General features: G+C 74.8%; 12 protein-coding genes. 8 read left to right on the forward strand and 4 right to left on the reverse strand.

Features of this window, described 5'->3' with window-relative positions; genetic code table 11:
- Positions 1-179 precede the first annotated feature (179 nt).
- The 3 genes from ACFV6I_RS26295 to ACFV6I_RS26305 all read left to right on the forward strand — a co-directional run bounded on the left by ACFV6I_RS26295 (position 180) and on the right by ACFV6I_RS26305 (position 4,448).
- Entirely contained in the window at positions 180-1,229 is a 1,050-nt protein-coding gene (locus ACFV6I_RS26295) for a family 2 encapsulin nanocompartment cargo protein polyprenyl transferase (protein ID WP_063348813.1), read from the forward strand.
- A 461-nt stretch (positions 1,230-1,690) separates the two neighbouring features.
- Positions 1,691-3,040 (forward strand): DUF1254 domain-containing protein, encoded by a 1,350-nt coding sequence (locus tag ACFV6I_RS26300; protein ID WP_380427987.1) that lies wholly within the window; start codon positions 1,691-1,693, stop codon positions 3,038-3,040.
- Positions 3,041-3,113: 73 nt separating this feature from the next.
- On the forward strand, positions 3,114-4,448 hold the full coding sequence (locus tag ACFV6I_RS26305; RefSeq protein WP_380427989.1) for a DUF1254 domain-containing protein: 1,335 nt from the start codon (positions 3,114-3,116) through the stop codon (positions 4,446-4,448).
- A 45-nt stretch (positions 4,449-4,493) separates the two neighbouring features.
- Here ACFV6I_RS26305 and ACFV6I_RS26310 read toward each other — a convergent pair whose 3' ends face one another.
- Positions 4,494-6,353, reverse strand: coding sequence for a hypothetical protein (locus ACFV6I_RS26310; RefSeq protein WP_380427991.1), 1,860 nt, complete (start codon positions 6,351-6,353; stop codon positions 4,494-4,496).
- 172 nt (positions 6,354-6,525) lie between these two features.
- On the opposite strand from ACFV6I_RS26310, the gene radA reads away from it, so the two are divergent.
- Both radA and disA read left to right on the forward strand, forming a co-directional pair.
- The gene (gene radA / locus ACFV6I_RS26315) at positions 6,526-8,037 is read left to right on the forward strand and encodes a DNA repair protein RadA (RefSeq protein WP_063348817.1); all 1,512 of its coding nucleotides are present in this window, start codon (positions 6,526-6,528) and stop codon (positions 8,035-8,037) included.
- 201 nt (positions 8,038-8,238) lie between these two features.
- Positions 8,239-9,297 (forward strand): DNA integrity scanning diadenylate cyclase DisA, encoded by a 1,059-nt coding sequence (gene disA / locus ACFV6I_RS26320; RefSeq protein WP_063351299.1) that lies wholly within the window; start codon positions 8,239-8,241, stop codon positions 9,295-9,297.
- A gap of 204 nt (positions 9,298-9,501) precedes the next feature.
- Here the strand turns inward: disA and ACFV6I_RS26325 are convergent, their stop codons facing one another.
- A complete protein-coding gene (locus ACFV6I_RS26325) occupies positions 9,502-10,383 on the reverse strand; it encodes a hypothetical protein (RefSeq protein ID WP_380427993.1) in 882 nt (293 codons plus the stop codon).
- A 266-nt stretch (positions 10,384-10,649) separates the two neighbouring features.
- Between ACFV6I_RS26325 and ACFV6I_RS26330 the strand changes: the two genes are divergently transcribed.
- Positions 10,650-11,525 carry an A/G-specific adenine glycosylase gene (locus ACFV6I_RS26330; protein WP_063351300.1) on the forward strand — a complete coding sequence of 292 codons (876 nt, stop codon included), beginning with the start codon at positions 10,650-10,652 and terminating at the stop codon, positions 11,523-11,525.
- A 153-nt stretch (positions 11,526-11,678) separates the two neighbouring features.
- Here the strand turns inward: ACFV6I_RS26330 and ACFV6I_RS26335 are convergent, their stop codons facing one another.
- A complete protein-coding gene (locus tag ACFV6I_RS26335) occupies positions 11,679-13,286 on the reverse strand; it encodes an MDR family MFS transporter (protein WP_063348819.1) in 1,608 nt (535 codons plus the stop codon).
- 219 nt (positions 13,287-13,505) lie between these two features.
- On the opposite strand from ACFV6I_RS26335, the gene ACFV6I_RS26340 reads away from it, so the two are divergent.
- Positions 13,506-14,141 (forward strand): TetR/AcrR family transcriptional regulator, encoded by a 636-nt coding sequence (locus tag ACFV6I_RS26340; protein WP_380338056.1) that lies wholly within the window; start codon positions 13,506-13,508, stop codon positions 14,139-14,141.
- 76 nt (positions 14,142-14,217) lie between these two features.
- On the opposite strand, the gene ACFV6I_RS26345 is transcribed toward ACFV6I_RS26340, so the two are convergent.
- On the reverse strand, positions 14,218-15,144 hold the full coding sequence (locus tag ACFV6I_RS26345; protein WP_380427994.1) for a M23 family metallopeptidase: 927 nt from the start codon (positions 15,142-15,144) through the stop codon (positions 14,218-14,220).
- Between the two features lie 373 nt (positions 15,145-15,517).
- Here ACFV6I_RS26345 and ACFV6I_RS26350 point away from each other — a divergent pair.
- Positions 15,518-16,660: threonine aldolase family protein (locus ACFV6I_RS26350; protein ID WP_380427995.1), on the forward strand; the 1,143-nt coding region annotated here is incomplete at its 3' end.

The raw sequence follows: 16,660 nt of genomic DNA on the forward strand, positions 1-16,660 counted from the left end.
GGGGCTGCATGCCCCGCCGCGCGCGCGGGCCCCCCCCCCCCGGGGGGGGGGGCCGCGCCGGGGCACGTCCGGAAGGGGGGCGGGGGCTCGGCCGCCCGGCCCACCCACCGGGTGGGCGGACCCACGACCGGCACCTCACACCAGGCCGCCTCACCGCAGGCCGACAGGGGGAGAAACCCATGACGAGCTCCACACTGGAGCGGGACCACAAAGAGGGGAACGAGGCGGCGGACGTCCTCGCCCGGGCCCGCAACCTGGTCGACCCGGTCCTGCGGGCCGCCGTCGACTCACTGCCGGGCGCGATGCGCAAGGTCGCCGGCTACCACTTCGGCTGGTGGGAGGCGGACGGCTCGCCCGCCGACGCCCCCTCCGGCAAGGCGATCCGGCCCGCCATGGTCCTCGCCGCCACCCAGGCACTCGGCGGCACGACCGCCGAGGCCACCGCCGCGGCCGCCGCCGTCGAGCTGGTGCACAACTTCACGCTGCTCCACGACGACGTCATCGACCGGGACGAGACGCGCCGCCACCGGCCCACCGCCTGGCGGGTGTTCGGCACCACCGAGGCCATCCTGGCCGGGGACGCCATGCACTCGCTGGCGCTGCGTCTGCTCGCCGAGGACGCCCACCCGGCCGCCCGGAGCTCGGTCCGCCGGCTCACCGACTGCGTGGTCGAGCTGTGTGAGGGCCAGCAGATCGACTGCGCCTTCGAGCAGCGCAGCGACGTCTCGCTCGCCGAGTGCCTGGCGATGGCGGAGGCCAAGACCGGCGCCCTGCTCGGTGCCGCCTGCGCGATGGGCGCCCTGTACGGCGGCGGGTCGGAGGAGGCCGCGCAGGCGATGGACGGCTTCGGCCGGGAGATCGGCCTGGCGTTCCAGCTGATCGACGACCTGATCGGCATCTGGGGCGATCCGGCGGTGACCGGCAAGCCGGTGGGCGCGGACCTCGTCGCCCGGAAGAAGTCGCTGCCGGTGGTCGCGGCGTTGGGCTCCGGCACCCCCGAGGGGGCCCGGCTCGCCGGGCTGTACGCCCTCGAACGCCAGCTCAGCCCTGAGGAGTTGGCGCAGTGCGCGGCGTCCGTCGAAGGCGCCGGCGGCCGCGGCTGGGCGCAGGGCGAGTCCTGCGAGCGGATGGCGGCGGCGATGGCGCAGCTGGCCACGGCCGTCCCGGAGCCGTCGGCGGCCGACGAACTGCTAGTGCTGGCCGAACTGGTCACCCGCCGCAGCCACTGACCGGGCTCGTCCGACCGGGCTGGTCCGGCCGGACTCGGCTGACCGGACTCGTCGGGGTGGGGGTGGGGGTGCGGGGGGGGGGCCGGCCACGCGGCCGGGGGGCCCCGCCCCCCCCCCACCCCCGGCGCGCGGGGGGCGGCGGGGACGGGGGGGGGGGCGCGCGCGCGCGGTGGGCCGGCGGGGTGTGAGGGGCGCCCCCCCCCCGGCGCCCCCCCCCCCCCCCCCCCCGGGCCCCGGCGCCCGCACCCACACCCGTACCCGTGTCAGCGCCGGTAGCCGGTAGCCGGTAGCCGGTAGCCGGTAGCCGGTAGCCGGTGGCCTGCGGGCGCCCGGGAAGCGTCGGGCCGCCCGACATGCTGACCCGCCCCACCCCGCATAGCATCCCCTATGTACTCGTATGTCCCGAATTCCGGTGCGCGCCTGCGCCGCCGGCCTTCCGTGCACTGGGGAGAGCGACGAGCATGGCCAACCCGGCACTCGTGGACCCGGCCACGATCCGCGCGACCGCCGCCGAGGCCTGGATCCGTGCCTACCCGATCCTGCAGAACTACCGCACCCTGTACGCGCAGGCACTGGACGACGCGGACCCGGGGTACGTCGGCGGCTTCGGCGTCTTCCGTCACCGCTCGCAGCCGTTCACCCCGGCCGACACCGACGTCGCCTCCCCCGACAACGACACCCCGCACTCCTGGGCCTGGCTCGACCTGCGCGCCGAACCGTGGGTGGTGTCCGTCCCGGCCGCGGACCGCTACTACGTCCTCCCGCTGCACGAACTCGACACCGTGTACGCCGGGTTCGTCGGCGCCCGGAGCACCGGCCAGGAGGCCGGCGACTACCTGGTGGCCGGCCCCGACTGGCAGGGCGAGCCCCCGCCCGGCATCCGGGGCGTGCTCCGCACCGCCACCCGCCTGGTCGGCATCCTCGGCCGCACCCACCTCACCGGCGACACCCCCGCGGACATCGCCGAACTGAAGGCCGTCCAGCAGCAGTACCGGCTGCGCCCGCTGCACGAGTACGCCGGCACCCCGGCGCCCGCCCCCGCGCCGGAGCCGGTCTGGCCGGTCTGGCGCGAGGAGGTGCTGGACACCGTCGAGTTCCTCAGCTTCCTCGACTTCCTGCTCGGCTTCTTCCCGCTCCGCGGGCCCGTCGAGCTGCCGCCCGCCGAGGTCGACCTGCGCGGCCGCCTCACCGACCTCGGCGTCGACGGGCGCGGCGAGTTCGAGCCCGCCACGCTGCCGATCGAGGTCCGGGCCGAGATCGAGCGCGGTATCGCGGACGGCCGCGCACGGCTGGAGCGCGCCGCCGCCGAATCCGAACCCACCGCGCCGGCCGCACTCTTCGGCACCCGTGAGCGGATCGGCGGGGACTTCCTCCGCCAGGCCCTCGGCGCCAGGCCCGGCCGCTACGGGCTGCCCACCGAGGAAGCCTGGTGCGGCGGTTGGGCGGCGGACAGCGCGGGCAACCGGCCGCCGAACGCCAGCGACCGCGACTACGCCGTCCGCTTCGGCCCGGACGACCTGCCGCCGGCCCGGTACTTCTGGTCCGCCACCATGTACGCGCTCCCGGACCGCCTGCTGGTCGACAACACCCTGGACCGCTACGCGATCGGCGACCGCACCCCCGGCCTGGTCCGCGACCCGGACGGCGGGCTCACCCTCCACCTCCGGCACAAGCGGCCCGCCGACGCCCAGCACTCCGCCAACTGGCTGCCCGCCCCGGACGGCCCGTTCACGGTCGTCGTCCGGCTCCACGGCCCGGACCGGTCCGTCCTCGACGGCCGCTGGCACCTCCCGCCGCTCGACCCGAGCTGACCCGCAGCGCAGAAATCCGCACCGCAGGGATCCGCACCGCAGAGACCGCGCCGACCGGACGAAGGACACCCCGATGAACCACCCCGAGCTGGAGGCCCTGGCCGCCGACGCCTACGTCTACGGCTACCCGATCGTCGCCGACCTCACCATGGTCGAGCGCTTCTCCCGGGGCGGCCTGGGCACCCTGCCGGCGGCGTCGTTCAACCACTTCAGCCACGCCACCCGGCTGGCCGGGCCCAAGGACCACTTCGTCTCGGTCAACAACGACACCCTCTACTCGATCGCCCAGCTCGACCTCTCCGAGGGCCCGCAGGTGCTGCGCGTCCCGGACACCGCGGGCGCCTACTACGTGCTGCAGGTCGTCGGCGCGTGGACGGACAACGTCGCCTACGTCGGCAGCCGTGCCACCGGCACCGGCGAGCAGACCTGGCTGATCGTCCCGCCCGGCTGGCACGGCACCCCGTCCGACCCGGCCCGGGTGATCGAGGCGCCGACCACGGTGGCGACCATCGTCGGCCGCTTCGCCTGCACCGGGCCGGACGACCTCCGCCGGGTCAGGGCCCTCCAGAAGGCCCTCACCCTGGAGCCGCTGGAGCCCGGCGGGCTGGTCGCCGGACTGCCCGAGCCCGATCCGGAGGTGCCCGAGCGGCTGGCCTTCTTCGAACGGCTTCGGGTCTGGATGCAGGCCTTCCCACCGGCCGGTCCGGACGTCGAGTACCAGCAGCGCTTCGCCCCGCTCGGCCTGCTCGACGAGGGCACCTCGCCGTACCGTGCGGCCGCCGCGGACTGGACCCTCGCGCTGGCCAAGGGCCTGGCCGCCGGCCGCGAACGGGTCGAGGACGCCACCCGCCCGCCCGAGGACCACCCGCCCGGCGAGTGGCGCTCGGCGCTCCACCTGTTCGACTACAACATCGACCACCTGGGCCCCGGCACCCTCGACGACCCCGAGTGGCGCATCCCCGACCGCCGCGCCGGCTACCTCAGCCGGGCCGCCGCCGCCCGGGCCGGCCTCTGGGGCAACCACGCCTACGAGGCCTCGTTCGCGATGACCTACGACGACTCCGGCGGCCGCCCGCTCAGCGGCGCGCACCGCTACACACTGCGGTTCGACCAGCCACCGCCCGCCGAGGCGTTCTGGTCCGTCACGATGTACGCGCTGCCGGACTACTACCTGGTGGACAACCCGATCGAGCGCTACACGATCGGCGACCGCACCCCGGGCCTGGTGTACGGCGCGGACGGCTCGCTCACCCTGACGCTCCAGCACGAGCAGCCCGAGGACGAGGTGGAGGCGGCCAACTGGCTGCCCGCCCCGGTCGGCGAGTTCCGGCCGATCATCCGGCTCTACCAGCCGAAGCCGGCCGTGCTGGACGGCAGTTACCGGGTGCCGCCGATCGACCGGAGCTGACCGCCGACGCCGCCGGGCGCGGACGTCGAGGGGGACACCGGACGCTCAGTGCGGAGCCGGGGTCGCGGTGCCCGTCGGGGTGCCCGAGGGCGGTGGCGAGGACGGGTGCGCGGACGCCGATGCCGATGCCGACGACGAAGGCGAAGGCGAGGACGACGCCGAGGAGGACGGCGACGGCGAGGGAGCGGAGGACGACGGCGACCCCGACGGGGACGGAGCCGCCGTGGCCGTCACCGACGGCTGCGGGGAACTGCTCGGCTGCGGGTTCGTCGTGGCCGACGCCGACGCCGACGTCCCCGGAGCGGCGGGGGAGGAGGCCGAGCCGCCCCGGTTGTGCGGTCCGCCCTCCAGGGTGACCACCGCCTGCGAGGGCGGCAGCGCGATCCGGGCGGTCCAGTGCGCCGTGGGCGCGAGGTCCTCGTCCACGGTGACGGTCACGGTGATCCGCTGGCCCGGTGCGAGGGTGCCGGAGTCGCGGCTGAGCCGCAGCCAGCCGGCGTCCGTCACGGCGTGCCAATGGATCTCGGTGGTGCCGGAGTCGGTGAGGGTGAGGACGGTCCGGCTGCCGTACTCGGCGGCCTCGACGGTGAGCAGCCCGGCCGGGGCCGGTTCGGCTTCGCCCGGGCCGCCCCTGGGCGCGGGTGCCTGGCCGACGGCGGGTGCGGGGGCGGCGACCAGGGTCGGACTGCCGATCGGGGTCGCCCCGTGGGCCGGTACCGGGACCGCCGGGCCCTGGAGGGTCAGCCGTGGAAAGCCGAGGGGTAACGTTTCTGCACCCCCCGCCCCCGCACCCGCCAACTCCATCCCCGGCACCCCCGGCACCCCCGGCACCCCCGTGCCCGCCGCCGGCCACGGCTTCGACGGCTGCTGCCCGCCCGTCCGCCCGGCCTCCTCCACCCGCACCGTGGACACCGCGGCCGCCGTCCCCTCCCCGCTGCTCCGGTGCCCCGCCCACAGGGCGACCACCGGCGCCGCCAGGACGGCCGCGAGCACCCCGGTGGTCACCACCCGCCGACGCACCGCCAGCGCCCGGCCCGCGTCCGGCGCCCGGTGCCGGGGAAAGCCGCCCTGGTCGAACCGCAGCCCCGACTCGGCCACCGGCGCCGCCCCCGCCCGCCGCACCGCACCGGCCGCCGACGGCAGGTACGCCGCTCCCTCGCCTCCCTCGCCCGAGGGCGCCGGGGAGGGCACCGGGGCGGGGGCGGGCGCCGCGAGCAACGGTAGTCCGGACAGCCCCGCCGAGCCCTCCGCCACCTCGCCGGCCACCCGCTCCGCCGTCCCCCGGCAGGTCGGGCAGTCCACCACGTGCTGCACCAGCTCCCGGCGCAGCGCCGGGCCGAGCACCCAGTCCCGCCAGGACTCCGCCCCGGCCCCGCCGAGCCGGTCCAGCTCCGGGCAGCTGCCCACCCCGAGCACCAGCAGCGCCGCCCTGGTCCGGGCCACCTCCGCCTCGGCGGCGGCGAGCAGCGCGCGGGTCCGCTCGAACGGCAGGCCCAGCACCGCCGCCACCTCGTGCGGGGTCAGCCGGTGCCGGACGGACAGCTCCAGCGCCTCGCGCTGCTCCGGGTCGGTGCCGGCCGCCTCCGGCCAGGCGAGCGAGGCCAGCTCGCGCCGCCGCCGGGCCGCCTCGGCCTCGGTCGGCTCCGCCGTGGCGTCCCGCCCGGCGCCGTCCGCGAGCCGCCGCAGGCAGCAGTACCGGGCCAGCGAGAACAGCCAGGCCCGGACCAGCCCGGGCTCGGTCAGCCGGGCGCCGTGCCGCCGTGCCAGCTCGCGGGCCTCGCGCAGGGCGCCGGCGGCCGCGTCGTGCTCGCACAGCACCGAGAGACAGTAGGTGAACAGGCCGTCCACCTGCCGGTCGTACGCCGCCAGCACGGCGGCCGGCGGCCCTTCAGTACGCGTTGTCACCCGTCCGACGGTAGAGACGGCGGGCGGCGTACCTCGGCCATTCGCCGTGTATGTACTTCTTTCGGGTAACAACATCGCCCATCTGTGTGGGTTTGGGCCCGGTTCCGGTGGAGTTCGGGCCCGGTTCCGGTGGAGCAGGGCGTTGTCGGACCCAGGCGCTACGGTGGGCCGCATGGCTGCCCGTACCAAGACCACCGCCAAGCCGCGCCCGGCGTACCGCTGCACCGAGTGCGGCAACCAGCTGCCCAAGTGGGTCGGCCGCTGCCCGGAGTGCAACGCCTGGGGCACGGTCGAGGAGTACGGCGCGGTGCCGATCCGGACGACGGCCGCGGGCCCGGTCAGCTCGCCGGCCCGTCCGATCGGCCAGGTGGACGGCCAGGTCGCGACGGCCCGCTCGACGGGCGTGCCGGAGCTGGACAGGGTGCTCGGGGGCGGGCTGGTCCCCGGCGCGGTCGTCCTGCTGGCCGGCGAGCCCGGCGTCGGCAAGTCCACCCTGCTGCTGGACGTCGCGGCCAAGGCCGCCACCGACCGGCACCGCACGCTCTACGTCACCGGCGAGGAGTCGGCCGGTCAGGTCCGGCTGCGCGCCGACCGGATCAACGCGCTCTCCGAGCACCTCTACCTCGCCGCCGAGTCCGACCTCGGCGCGGTGCTCGGGCACATCGACGCGGTCAACCCCGGTCTGCTGATCCTGGACTCGGTGCAGACCATCGCCTCCGCCGAGCTGGACGGCGCCCCCGGCGGTCCGGCCCAGGTCCGCGAGGTGGCGGGCGCGTTGATCCGGGTGTCCAAGGAGCGCGGCATGGCGACGCTGCTGGTCGGCCACGTCACCAAGGACGGCCAGATCGCCGGCCCGCGCCTGCTGGAGCACCTGGTGGACGTGGTGCTCAGCTTCGAGGGGGACCGGCACGCCCGGCTGCGGCTCATCCGCGGGATCAAGAACCGCTACGGCGCCACCGACGAGGTGGGCTGCTTCGAGCTGCACGACGAGGGCATCGTCGGCCTGGCCGATCCGTCCGGCCTCTTCCTGACCAGGCGTGACAAGCCCGTCCCGGGCACCTGCCTCACCGTCACCCTGGAGGGCAAGCGCCCGCTGGTGGCGGAGGTGCAGGCGCTGATGGTGGATTCGCAGATCCCGTCCCCGCGGCGCACCACCTCGGGCCTGGAGTCGCCCCGGATCGCGATGATCCTGGCCGTGGTGGAGCGGCACGGCGGGGTGAAGCTCGGCAAGCAGGACATCTACACCGCGACGGTGGGCGGGGTGAAGCTGAGCGAGCCGTCCGCCGACCTCGCGATCGCGCTCGCGGTGGCGAGCTCCTCCTCGGACACCCCGCTGCCCAGCAACCTGGTGGCGATCGGCGAGGTCGGCCTGGCGGGCGAGGTACGGCGGGTGACGGGGGTGCAGCGGCGGCTCGCCGAGGCGCACCGGCTGGGCTTCACGCACGCCCTCGTCCCGCCGGATCCGGGCAAGGTGCCGCCGGGCATGAAGGTGGTCGAGGTGGCCGACATCGGCGAGGCGCTGCGGGCCATCCCGGGCCGCCGCCGGGCCGCCGCCAAGCCGCGCGCTGAGGCGCGTGCTGAGGCGCCGTCGGCGCCGCCGGCCCCGCGCGCGGCCCGGGTCGTCGCGCACCCGGAGGAGCTGATGGAGGGCTGGGAGCCGGTCGACTCCGACGAACTGCGCTGACCCAAGCCCTGTCGATGCCGCACGCAGTTAGACTTTCCCCAGTCTCATTGGCCAGAAGGCAGTACCGAGCGGTACTGAGCGACAGAGCAACAGACCGCGGACCGGCGCACGGCGCGAGGCGCGCGGCACGGGGTCGACCGGAGGAGTCACGTGGCAGCCAGCGACCGGGGGGCGGACAAGGCCTCCCGTGAGGAGGCCCTGCTGCGGGCCTCCCTCAGTGCCATCGCACCCGGCACGGGGCTGCGCGATGGCCTGGAGCGGGTGCTCCGGGCCAACACCGGCGGCCTGATCGTGCTCGGTTTCGACAAGACGGTCGAGTCGATCTGCACCGGCGGCTTCGTCCTGGACGTCGAGTTCACCGCGACCCGGCTGCGCGAGCTGTGCAAGCTGGACGGCGCGGTGGTGCTGGACAAGGACATCACCAAGATCGTCCGGGCCGGCGTGCACCTGATGCCGGACTCCACCATCCCCACCGACGAGACCGGCACCCGCCACCGCACCGCGGAGCGGGTCAACCGGCAGACCGGCTTCCCGGTGGTGGCGGTCTCGCACTCGATGCGGCTGATCGCGATGTACGTCAACGGCACCCGCCGGGTGCTGGAGGACTCCACCACCGTCCTGTCCCGCGCCAACCAGGCGCTGGCCACCCTGGAGCGCTACAAGCTGCGCCTGGACGAGGTGGCCGGCACGCTGTCGGCGCTGGAGATCGAGGACCTGGTGACGGTCCGGGACGTCACCGCCGTCGCCCAGCGGCTGGAGATGGTCCGCCTGATCGCCACCGAGATCGCCGGCTACGTGCTGGAACTCGGTATCGACGGCCGGCTGCTCTCGCTCCAGCTGGACGAGCTGATCGCGGGCGTGGAGCCGGAGCGCGAACTGGTCGCCCGGGACTACTTCCCGGAGCGGGCCGCCAAGAAGGGCCGGACGGTCAACGAGGTGCTGGCCGACCTGGAGGCGCTCACCCACGCCGAGCTGCTGGACCTTCAGACGGTCGCCAAGGCGCTCGGCTACTCGGGCTCCCCGGAGTCGCTGGACTCCGCGGTCTCACCGCGCGGCTACCGGCTGCTGGCGAAGATCCCGCGCCTGCCCAACACGGTGATAGAGCGCCTGGTCGAGCACTTCGGCGGCTTGCAGAAGCTGCTCGCCGCCAGCATCGACGACCTGCAGACGGTCGAGGGCGTCGGTGAGACCCGGGCCCGCTCGGTCCGCGAGGGCCTGTCCCGGCTGGCCGAATCGTCCATCCTGGAGCGCTACGTCTGACCAGGCGCCACGTCCGACCTGACGCACCGCCGCGCACGGCCCCCGGGGAACGCCCCGGGGGCCGTCGCGCACCCCGCCGAGTCCCCCCGCCGAGTCCCCCCTCGTCGAGCCACCCCGACCGGCACCCCCCGACCGGCCCGTGAGGCGCCGAAGCCCCCGGCCGCTTCGGCCGGGGGCTTCGAGTCGAGTCGAGTTGAGGGGGGTTCAGCTGTCCAGGCGGATCGAGGAGCGCGCCGAGACCTGGCCGCCGGAGAGCCCGGTGAGGTCGGCGACCACCAGGTAGGTGCCCGCCGCGGGGGGCGCCGGGTCGGCGGTGGCGCACTGCGGCTTGCTGCGGCTGCGGTCCCAGGTGAACGTCTCGGTCAGGCCGTTGTTGGCCGGGATCTGCACCCAGCTGCTGCCGCGGTCGGACGGGCAGTCGCCCGAGGACCAGACCCGGTCGCCGTTGCTGGCGGTCACGGTGATCGCGGAGGCCGCCCGTCCCAGGTCCACCCGGCAGTTGGCGCCGGAGGCGTTCTTCACGGTGAGCGAGAGCCGCGGCTTGTCCTTGGGCTGGTACGAGTTCTGCGCGCTGGCCAGCTCCAGGGTGACCTGCGAGGAGGCGCAGACCGGAAGCGCCATCACCTCGGGCGTGTTCACCACCGGGGCGCCGCCGCCCGAGCCACCCGCGCCGCCGGAACCGCCGGCTGCACCGCCGCCCGCCGCCGCGCCGCCACCCGTGCCCCCGCCGGTGGCAGGAGCCGGGTTGGCACCGCCGCCGGTGCCGCCGGTGCTGAGGCTGACCTCGCCGCCGCCGGAGCCGGCCACCGGGCCGCCGCTCGCGTTGCCGCCGCTGCCGCCGCCGGGGCGCGCCGCAGGGCCGCTCGGCGACGCACCGGGCGTGATGGACTGGGCGGGGGTCTGGCTCTGGGACGGAACGGCCTGCGCGGCCTTGCTCGATGAGCCGCCGTCACCGCCCCCGTCCTGATCGATCATCAGCCAGGCGATCAGGGCGGCGACCGCCGCGACGGCGACGAGCACGACGACGCGCCGACGCCAGTAGATCGAGGCCGGCAGCGGTCCCACGGGTTGACGCAGAGAGGGCACGCCCAAACTCTACGAGACTGTGTGTGCCGCTTGACGCACCAACACCGCACAGTCGCCCCTTCCTTCACATGATCCGCCATTTGCGCCGTTCGAGGGAGCTCTGAAGCGGTAAGTTTCCGGGAGATCCACGGGGGTATCCGGAGCGCTTCTCTCCGCTTCGGTCGCGCCCGTCGACATGGGAGGATCGAAGGGCCATGGCTGCCATCACCGTCACCCCCGCCCCCGTCCCCCCGGCAGGCGCCGCGCCGGACGCCGTCCGGCCGCCGATGCCGCTGCCGCTGCTGCACGCGACCGTCCTCGACTGGTACGAGGCCGACAAGCGCGACCTCCCCTGGCGGACGCCCGAGGCGACGCCCTGGGCGATCATGGTGAGCGAGTTCATGCTCCAGCAGACCCCGGTGAAGCGGGTGCTGCCCGCCTGGGAGGCGTGGCTGACCCGCTGGCCCACCCCGGCGGACCTCGCGGCCGATGCGCCCGGCGAGGCGGTCCGGATGTGGGGCCGGCTCGGCTACCCGCGCCGCGCGCTGCGGCTGCACGCGGCCGCGGTGGCGATCACCGAGGAGCACGGCGGCGAGGTGCCGGACGACCACGCCACCCTGCTCTCGCTGCCCGGGGTGGGGGAGTACACGGCCGCCGCGGTCGCCTCCTTCGCCTTCCGCCAGCGGCACGTGGTGCTGGATACCAACGTCCGCCGGGTGTTCGCCCGCGCGGTGTCCGGCGTCGAGTACCCGGCCCAGGCCACCACGGCCGCCGAGCGCCGCACGGCGACGGCGCTGCTGCCCGACGACGCCGAGACCGCGGCCACCTGGGCGGTCGGCGTGATGGAGCTGGGCGCGCTGGTCTGCACCGCGCGCGGCCCGGAGTGCGGGGGCTGCCCGCTGTTCGCCCACTGCGCCTGGCAGCGGGCCGGCCGCCCGCCGTACGAGGGCCCGGCCCGGCGCGGCCAGACCTACGAGGGGACGGACCGGCAGGTGCGCGGCAAGCTGCTCGCGGTGCTGCGGGAGTCGCACGGCTCGGTGCCGCAGGCCCGGCTGGACGCGGTCTGGCCGGACGCGGTGCAGCGGGCCCGGGCACTGGACGGCCTGGTCGCGGACGGCCTGGTGGAGCCCGTCGAGCAGGGCGTCTACCGGCTTCCCCAGTAGTCGGCCACGAGTAGTCGGCCACGAACGCGAGACGGGGGCCGCGGGCGGGGCCGGCGGGGGGGGGGCCGGTGGGGGGGGGGGGGGGGGGGCGCGGGGGGCCGCCGCCCCCGCCGCCCCCCCCGCCCCCCCCCCGTCGTGTCGGCGGGAGGGCGGTCAGACGGCCGCCGCCTCCAGCGAGGCCTCGGCGGACTTGTCCGCCTTGCCCGTGCCGGTACCGCGCAGCGGCACCTCGCGCATGAACACCGCGGCGGCGATCGCGACCACGGCCACCCCCGCACCCCACAGGAAGACGGTGTGCATGCCGTTGGACACCGCGTGGTGGTAGGCGTCCTGGATGTTCTCGGGGAGCTTGCGCAGGTCCGCCGGGCTCATCTGGCCCGGGTCCTTCACGGCGCCGCCACCGCCGGCCGCCGCGTGGTCGCCCAGCCGCTCCTTCATGGTGTCGGTGACCCGGTTGTTGAACAGGGCGCCGAACAGCGCGACACCGAAGGAACCGCCGATGGTGCGGAACAGGGTGGCGGTGGAGCTGGCCACGCCCATGTCCTTGAGCTCGACGCTGTTCTGCGCGACCAGCATGGTGATCTGCATCAGGAAGCCCATGCCGGCACCGAGCACGACCATCCAGCAGGCGGAGGTGAAGCTGCTGGTCGCGGTGCCCATGGTGGAGAGCAGCACCATGCCGACGGTCATCACGATGGTGCCGATGATCGGGAATATCCGGTACTTGCCGGTCTTGGTGACGGCCTGGCCGACCACCAGCGAGACGACCAGCATGCCGAACATCATCGGCATCAGCAGTAGGCCGGAGTTGGTGGCCGAGGCGCCCTGGACGATCTGCTGGTAGAGCGGCAGGAAGACGGTCGAGCCGAACATCACGAAGCCGACGATGAAGCCGATGATCGAGACCAGGGTGAAGTTCAGGTTCTTGAACAGGCTCAGCGGCAGCATCGGCTCCTGCACCCGCTGCTCGACGTAGCAGAAGGCGATCAGCGTCGCGGCGGCGAGCGCGGCGAGGCCCAGGATCTGCTTGGAGCCCCAGTCGTACTGCTGGCCGCCCCAGGTGGTGATCAGGACGAGCGAGGTGATGCCCGTCGTGAGCAGGATGGCGCCCCAGTAGTCGATCCGGGCGTTGTTGCGGACCTTCGGCAGCTTCAGGGTGACGACGACCACGGCGAGCGCGATCACGCCGAGCGGCAGGTTGATGTAGAAGGTCCAGTGCCAGCTCAGGTGGTCGGTGATGAAGCCGCCGACCAGCGGGCCGCCGATGGTGGCGAGGGCCATGACCGCGGCGAACATGCCCTGGTACTTGCCGCGGTCACGCGGCGCGACCAGCGCGCCCATGATCGACATGACGCCGACCATCAGGCCGCCGGCGCCCAGGCCCTGGAGGGCGCGGAAGCCGATCAGCTCGTTCATGTTCTGCGACAGGCCGGACAGCGCCGAGCCCACCAGGAAGATCACGATCGAGGTGAGGAAGGTGCCCTTGCGGCCGTAGAGGTCGCCGAGCTTGCCCCAGATCGGGGTGGAGGCGGCGGTGGCCAGGGTGTACGAGGTGACGACCCAGGACAGGTGCTCGGCGCCGCCGAGGTCGCCGACGATGGTCGGCATCGCGGTGCCGACGATCAGGTTGTCGAGCATGGCCAGCAGCATGGTGACGACCAGGCCGACCATGACGAGGCGGATCTCGCGGGGTGACCGCGGCTGCTCCTCCTCGGCTGACTTCTCCTCCGGTACCGGGCCGGTGGTCTTGGACTGTGACATGAGGTGGTGTCTCCCGGAGGGGTGTTTCGGACGGGCGGAGGCCGCGCAGTGATTCACTTACTTGACGCCCGGCTAGTTTGTGGACCGTCGGCACGGTAAGTTGTTTACTAGCCGGTCGTCAAGCCAGTTTCCCGCCCGGCTGCCTGGGCAGGGAGAATAGGCCCGGGGCGGACGCCACCGGGGTCCGCAGCAGTCACCGACGCACTCATGAGGCAGGCCATGGGCACTCCGCACAGCCCCCGCAGCGACACGCGGTCCCGCATCATCGAGGTGTCCCTGGAGCTCTTCTCCGAGCAGGGCTACGAGCAGACCTCGCTGCGCGAGATCGCCGACCGCCTCGGCGTCACCAAGGCCGCGCTCTACTACCACTTCAAGACCAAGGACGACATCGTCCTGGGCATCGTGGAGCGGATGGCCGCGCCGATCGACGAGACCATCGCGTGGGGCCGGCAGCAGTCCTGGAGCCCGGAGATGCGCGACGAGCTGATCCGCCGCTTCGCGGACGGGATGGCCGAGCGGGCGCCGCTGCTGCGCTTCTTCCACGAGAACCAGCCCGCGCTGCGCGAGTCCGCGGCCGGGCTGGCGTTCAAGGACCGCATGATCACGATGATCCAGCTGGTGCACGGGCCGGACGCCGACTTCCGGGAGCGGCTGCGCGCCACGATGTCGCTGTTCACCGTCCACTCGGCGATGTTCCTGCTCAAGCAGGACACCGCGGACTGCGACCACGGCGACAACGTGTGGGGCGAGCCCTGGCCGCCGGCGGCCACCCTGGAGGACGCGATCGGGGCGGCCCGGGAGGTCGCGCTGGAGATCGGCGGCCGGATCGGCCACCCGGCCCCCGCCCATTCCTGAGCGGGCGGGCGGGCAGGCGGACGGACAGACGGACGGACAGTCGGGCAGTCGGGCGGACCGGTAGCCGGGGCCGAACTCAGAAGTCGGTGACGCCGTGCCCCGCGAGGAACGCGATCGGGTTCACCACCGCGCCGTAGCGGTTGCTGGTGCGGATCTCGAAGTGCAGATGGGGCCCGGTCGAGTTGCCGGTGCTCCCGGACCGCCCGATCTGCTCGCCGGCCGACACCTGGTCCCCGGCCGCGACCCCGAGCGAGGACAGGTGCGCGTACTGCGCGTAGTGCCCGTCCGCCAGCCGCAGCACGACCTCCTTGCCGTACGAGCCGTCCCAGCCGGCCGACACCACGGTCGCGTTCCCGACCGCCAGCAGCGGCGTGCCCGGGTCGACCGCGAAGTCCACCCCGGTGTGGTATCCGGCGGCGTACTCGGAGTTGGCCGCCCCGTACGGATTGCTGGTCGGCGCGTCCGGCACCGGGGCCGACCACTCCGGAGCCGGAGCCGGAGCTGGCTCCGGTGCGGGCGCGGCCTCGGGCCCCGGCGCGGGGGCCTCGGCCGGCGCGCCGGCGACGGGCGGCTCCACCGGCAGCAGGTTGGCGGCCACCGCCACGAACTCCTGTGCCGAGTCGCCGTTGTTCGGCAGCCGGTACGGGCTCGGCCCGGCCACCTGGACCAGCCCCGGGCTGGGCACGGCGGCCTGCGGCGCGGTGAAGGCCGAGCTGCCGGGCGTGGTGGGCCGGACGGTCTGCGCCGAGGCGCTGCCGGGCGCGGCCACCAGCAGCGCGCCGGCGAGCAGCACCGCGGCCGCCCCGGCGGCGACCACCGCGCGCTCCCGCTCGGCCTGCGGGTGCCCGCCGGGCAGCGGGTGCCGGGGCGCGGCGAGCGCGCGCAGCGGCGCGGCATGGGTGCGGGCGGCATGGCCGAGCCGGGGCTGCCAGGCCGCCGCCTGGGCCGCCGTACGGGCGGCGAGCCGGCGCAGGACCGGCCCCACGGGCGGGACAGAGGACATCGGTAGCCGTACCTCACGGTGGACGAGGGCAGCACGAAGTGCCCGTTCGGGCGCGTGCTGAGCGGGGGACCACTCAGGTGTAACGGTCACCGAGCGGAGTCCCAAACGGCGTGACGTACTACGGCGTGTAGTCGGCGTTGCGCCGGAGATTCAAGCTGACGGAGTAATGATCATGAGATCCGATCGTCTGCCACCGGTCCGCGGCAGGCCGCCCGCGCCCGCGGCCGGACTACTACCGCCGGTCGTACCGCGCCCGGCGGGAGCCCGGCCGGTGTGACCAGCGCCACGCCCGTCCAGGGTTTGGGTCGGCCGCACACCCCTTTCCGCCGTCCGCCCCGCTGACCTGGCGGGCCCGCTGGGGGACCATCGACGCATGTATGGCAACAGGAGCGAAGACCTCGACGGCAATGACCGCCCGAGCCTGCCGGACCGCCGCTTCGCCGCCCTGCGCGGCTGCGAGCGGATCCTGTCCGGCGACCGGCCGCAGAGCATGCGCGAACGCCTCGCCGCCCTCGCGGGGGAGGGCGGCGGCCACGACCTGGACCACCGCCCGGACCAGTACGGCGACGGCGTGGTCCGCACCCTGGAACGCACGGTCGCCGACCTGCTCGGCACCGAGGACGCGGCCTTCTTCCCCACCGGCACCATGGCCCAGCAGGTCGCCCTGCGGATCCACGCCGAGGCGGCCGGGCTGCGCACCGTCGCGACCCACCCGCTGGCCCACACCGACCAGCACGAGCGGCACGCGCTCGGCGTGCTGACCGGCCTGCGCAGCGTCTGGCCGACCATGGCCCCGCGCCAGCCCACCGCCGCGGAGCTGCGTTCCTTCGACGAGCCGTACGCCGCGCTCAGCCTGGAGCTGCCGCTGCGCGAGGCCGGTTTCGTGCTGCCCGACTGGGCGGAGCTGGCGGCGCTGGCCGGGGTCGTCCGGGAGGAGTGCGGTGCGGCCCTGCACCTGGACGGTGCCCGGATCTGGGAGTCGGTGTTCCACCTCGGGCACCCGCTGCCGGAGATCGTCGCGCTGGCCGACTCGGTCTACGTGTCCTTCTACAAGACGCTCGGCGGCATCAGCGGCGCCGCGCTGGCCGGTTCGCGGGGCTTCGTCCGCACCGCCAAGGCCTGGCGGCACCGGTACGGCGGCCAGCTCTACCAGCAGTGGCCGGCGGCGCTCGCCGCGCTGGCCGGGCTGGATGCCCGACTCCCGCTGCTGGAGCGGTACGTGACGCACGCCAAGGTGGTCGCCGAGGCGCTGGACGCGGCCTTCGCGGCGGTCCCCGGCGCCCGGGTGCACCCGGCCCCGCCGCACACCCACCAGTTCCAGCTCTGGCTGCCGTACGCCGCCGGGGAGTTGGACGAGGCCGGGCTGGGGCTGGCCGAGGAGACCGGGGTCGCCCTGTTCGGCGGCTGGCGCGAGCGGGACCTGCCGGGCCTGGCGATGACGGAGGTCACGGTGTCGGCGTCCGCGCTCGACTGGACGCCGGCGGACGTCGCCGAGGCGGCCGCCGCCTTCCTGGAC

Origin of the sequence: Kitasatospora sp. NPDC059803, from assembly GCF_042732255.1 — a bacterium.
In the GTDB taxonomy this organism is placed as follows: Bacteria; Actinomycetota; Actinomycetes; order Streptomycetales; family Streptomycetaceae; genus Kitasatospora.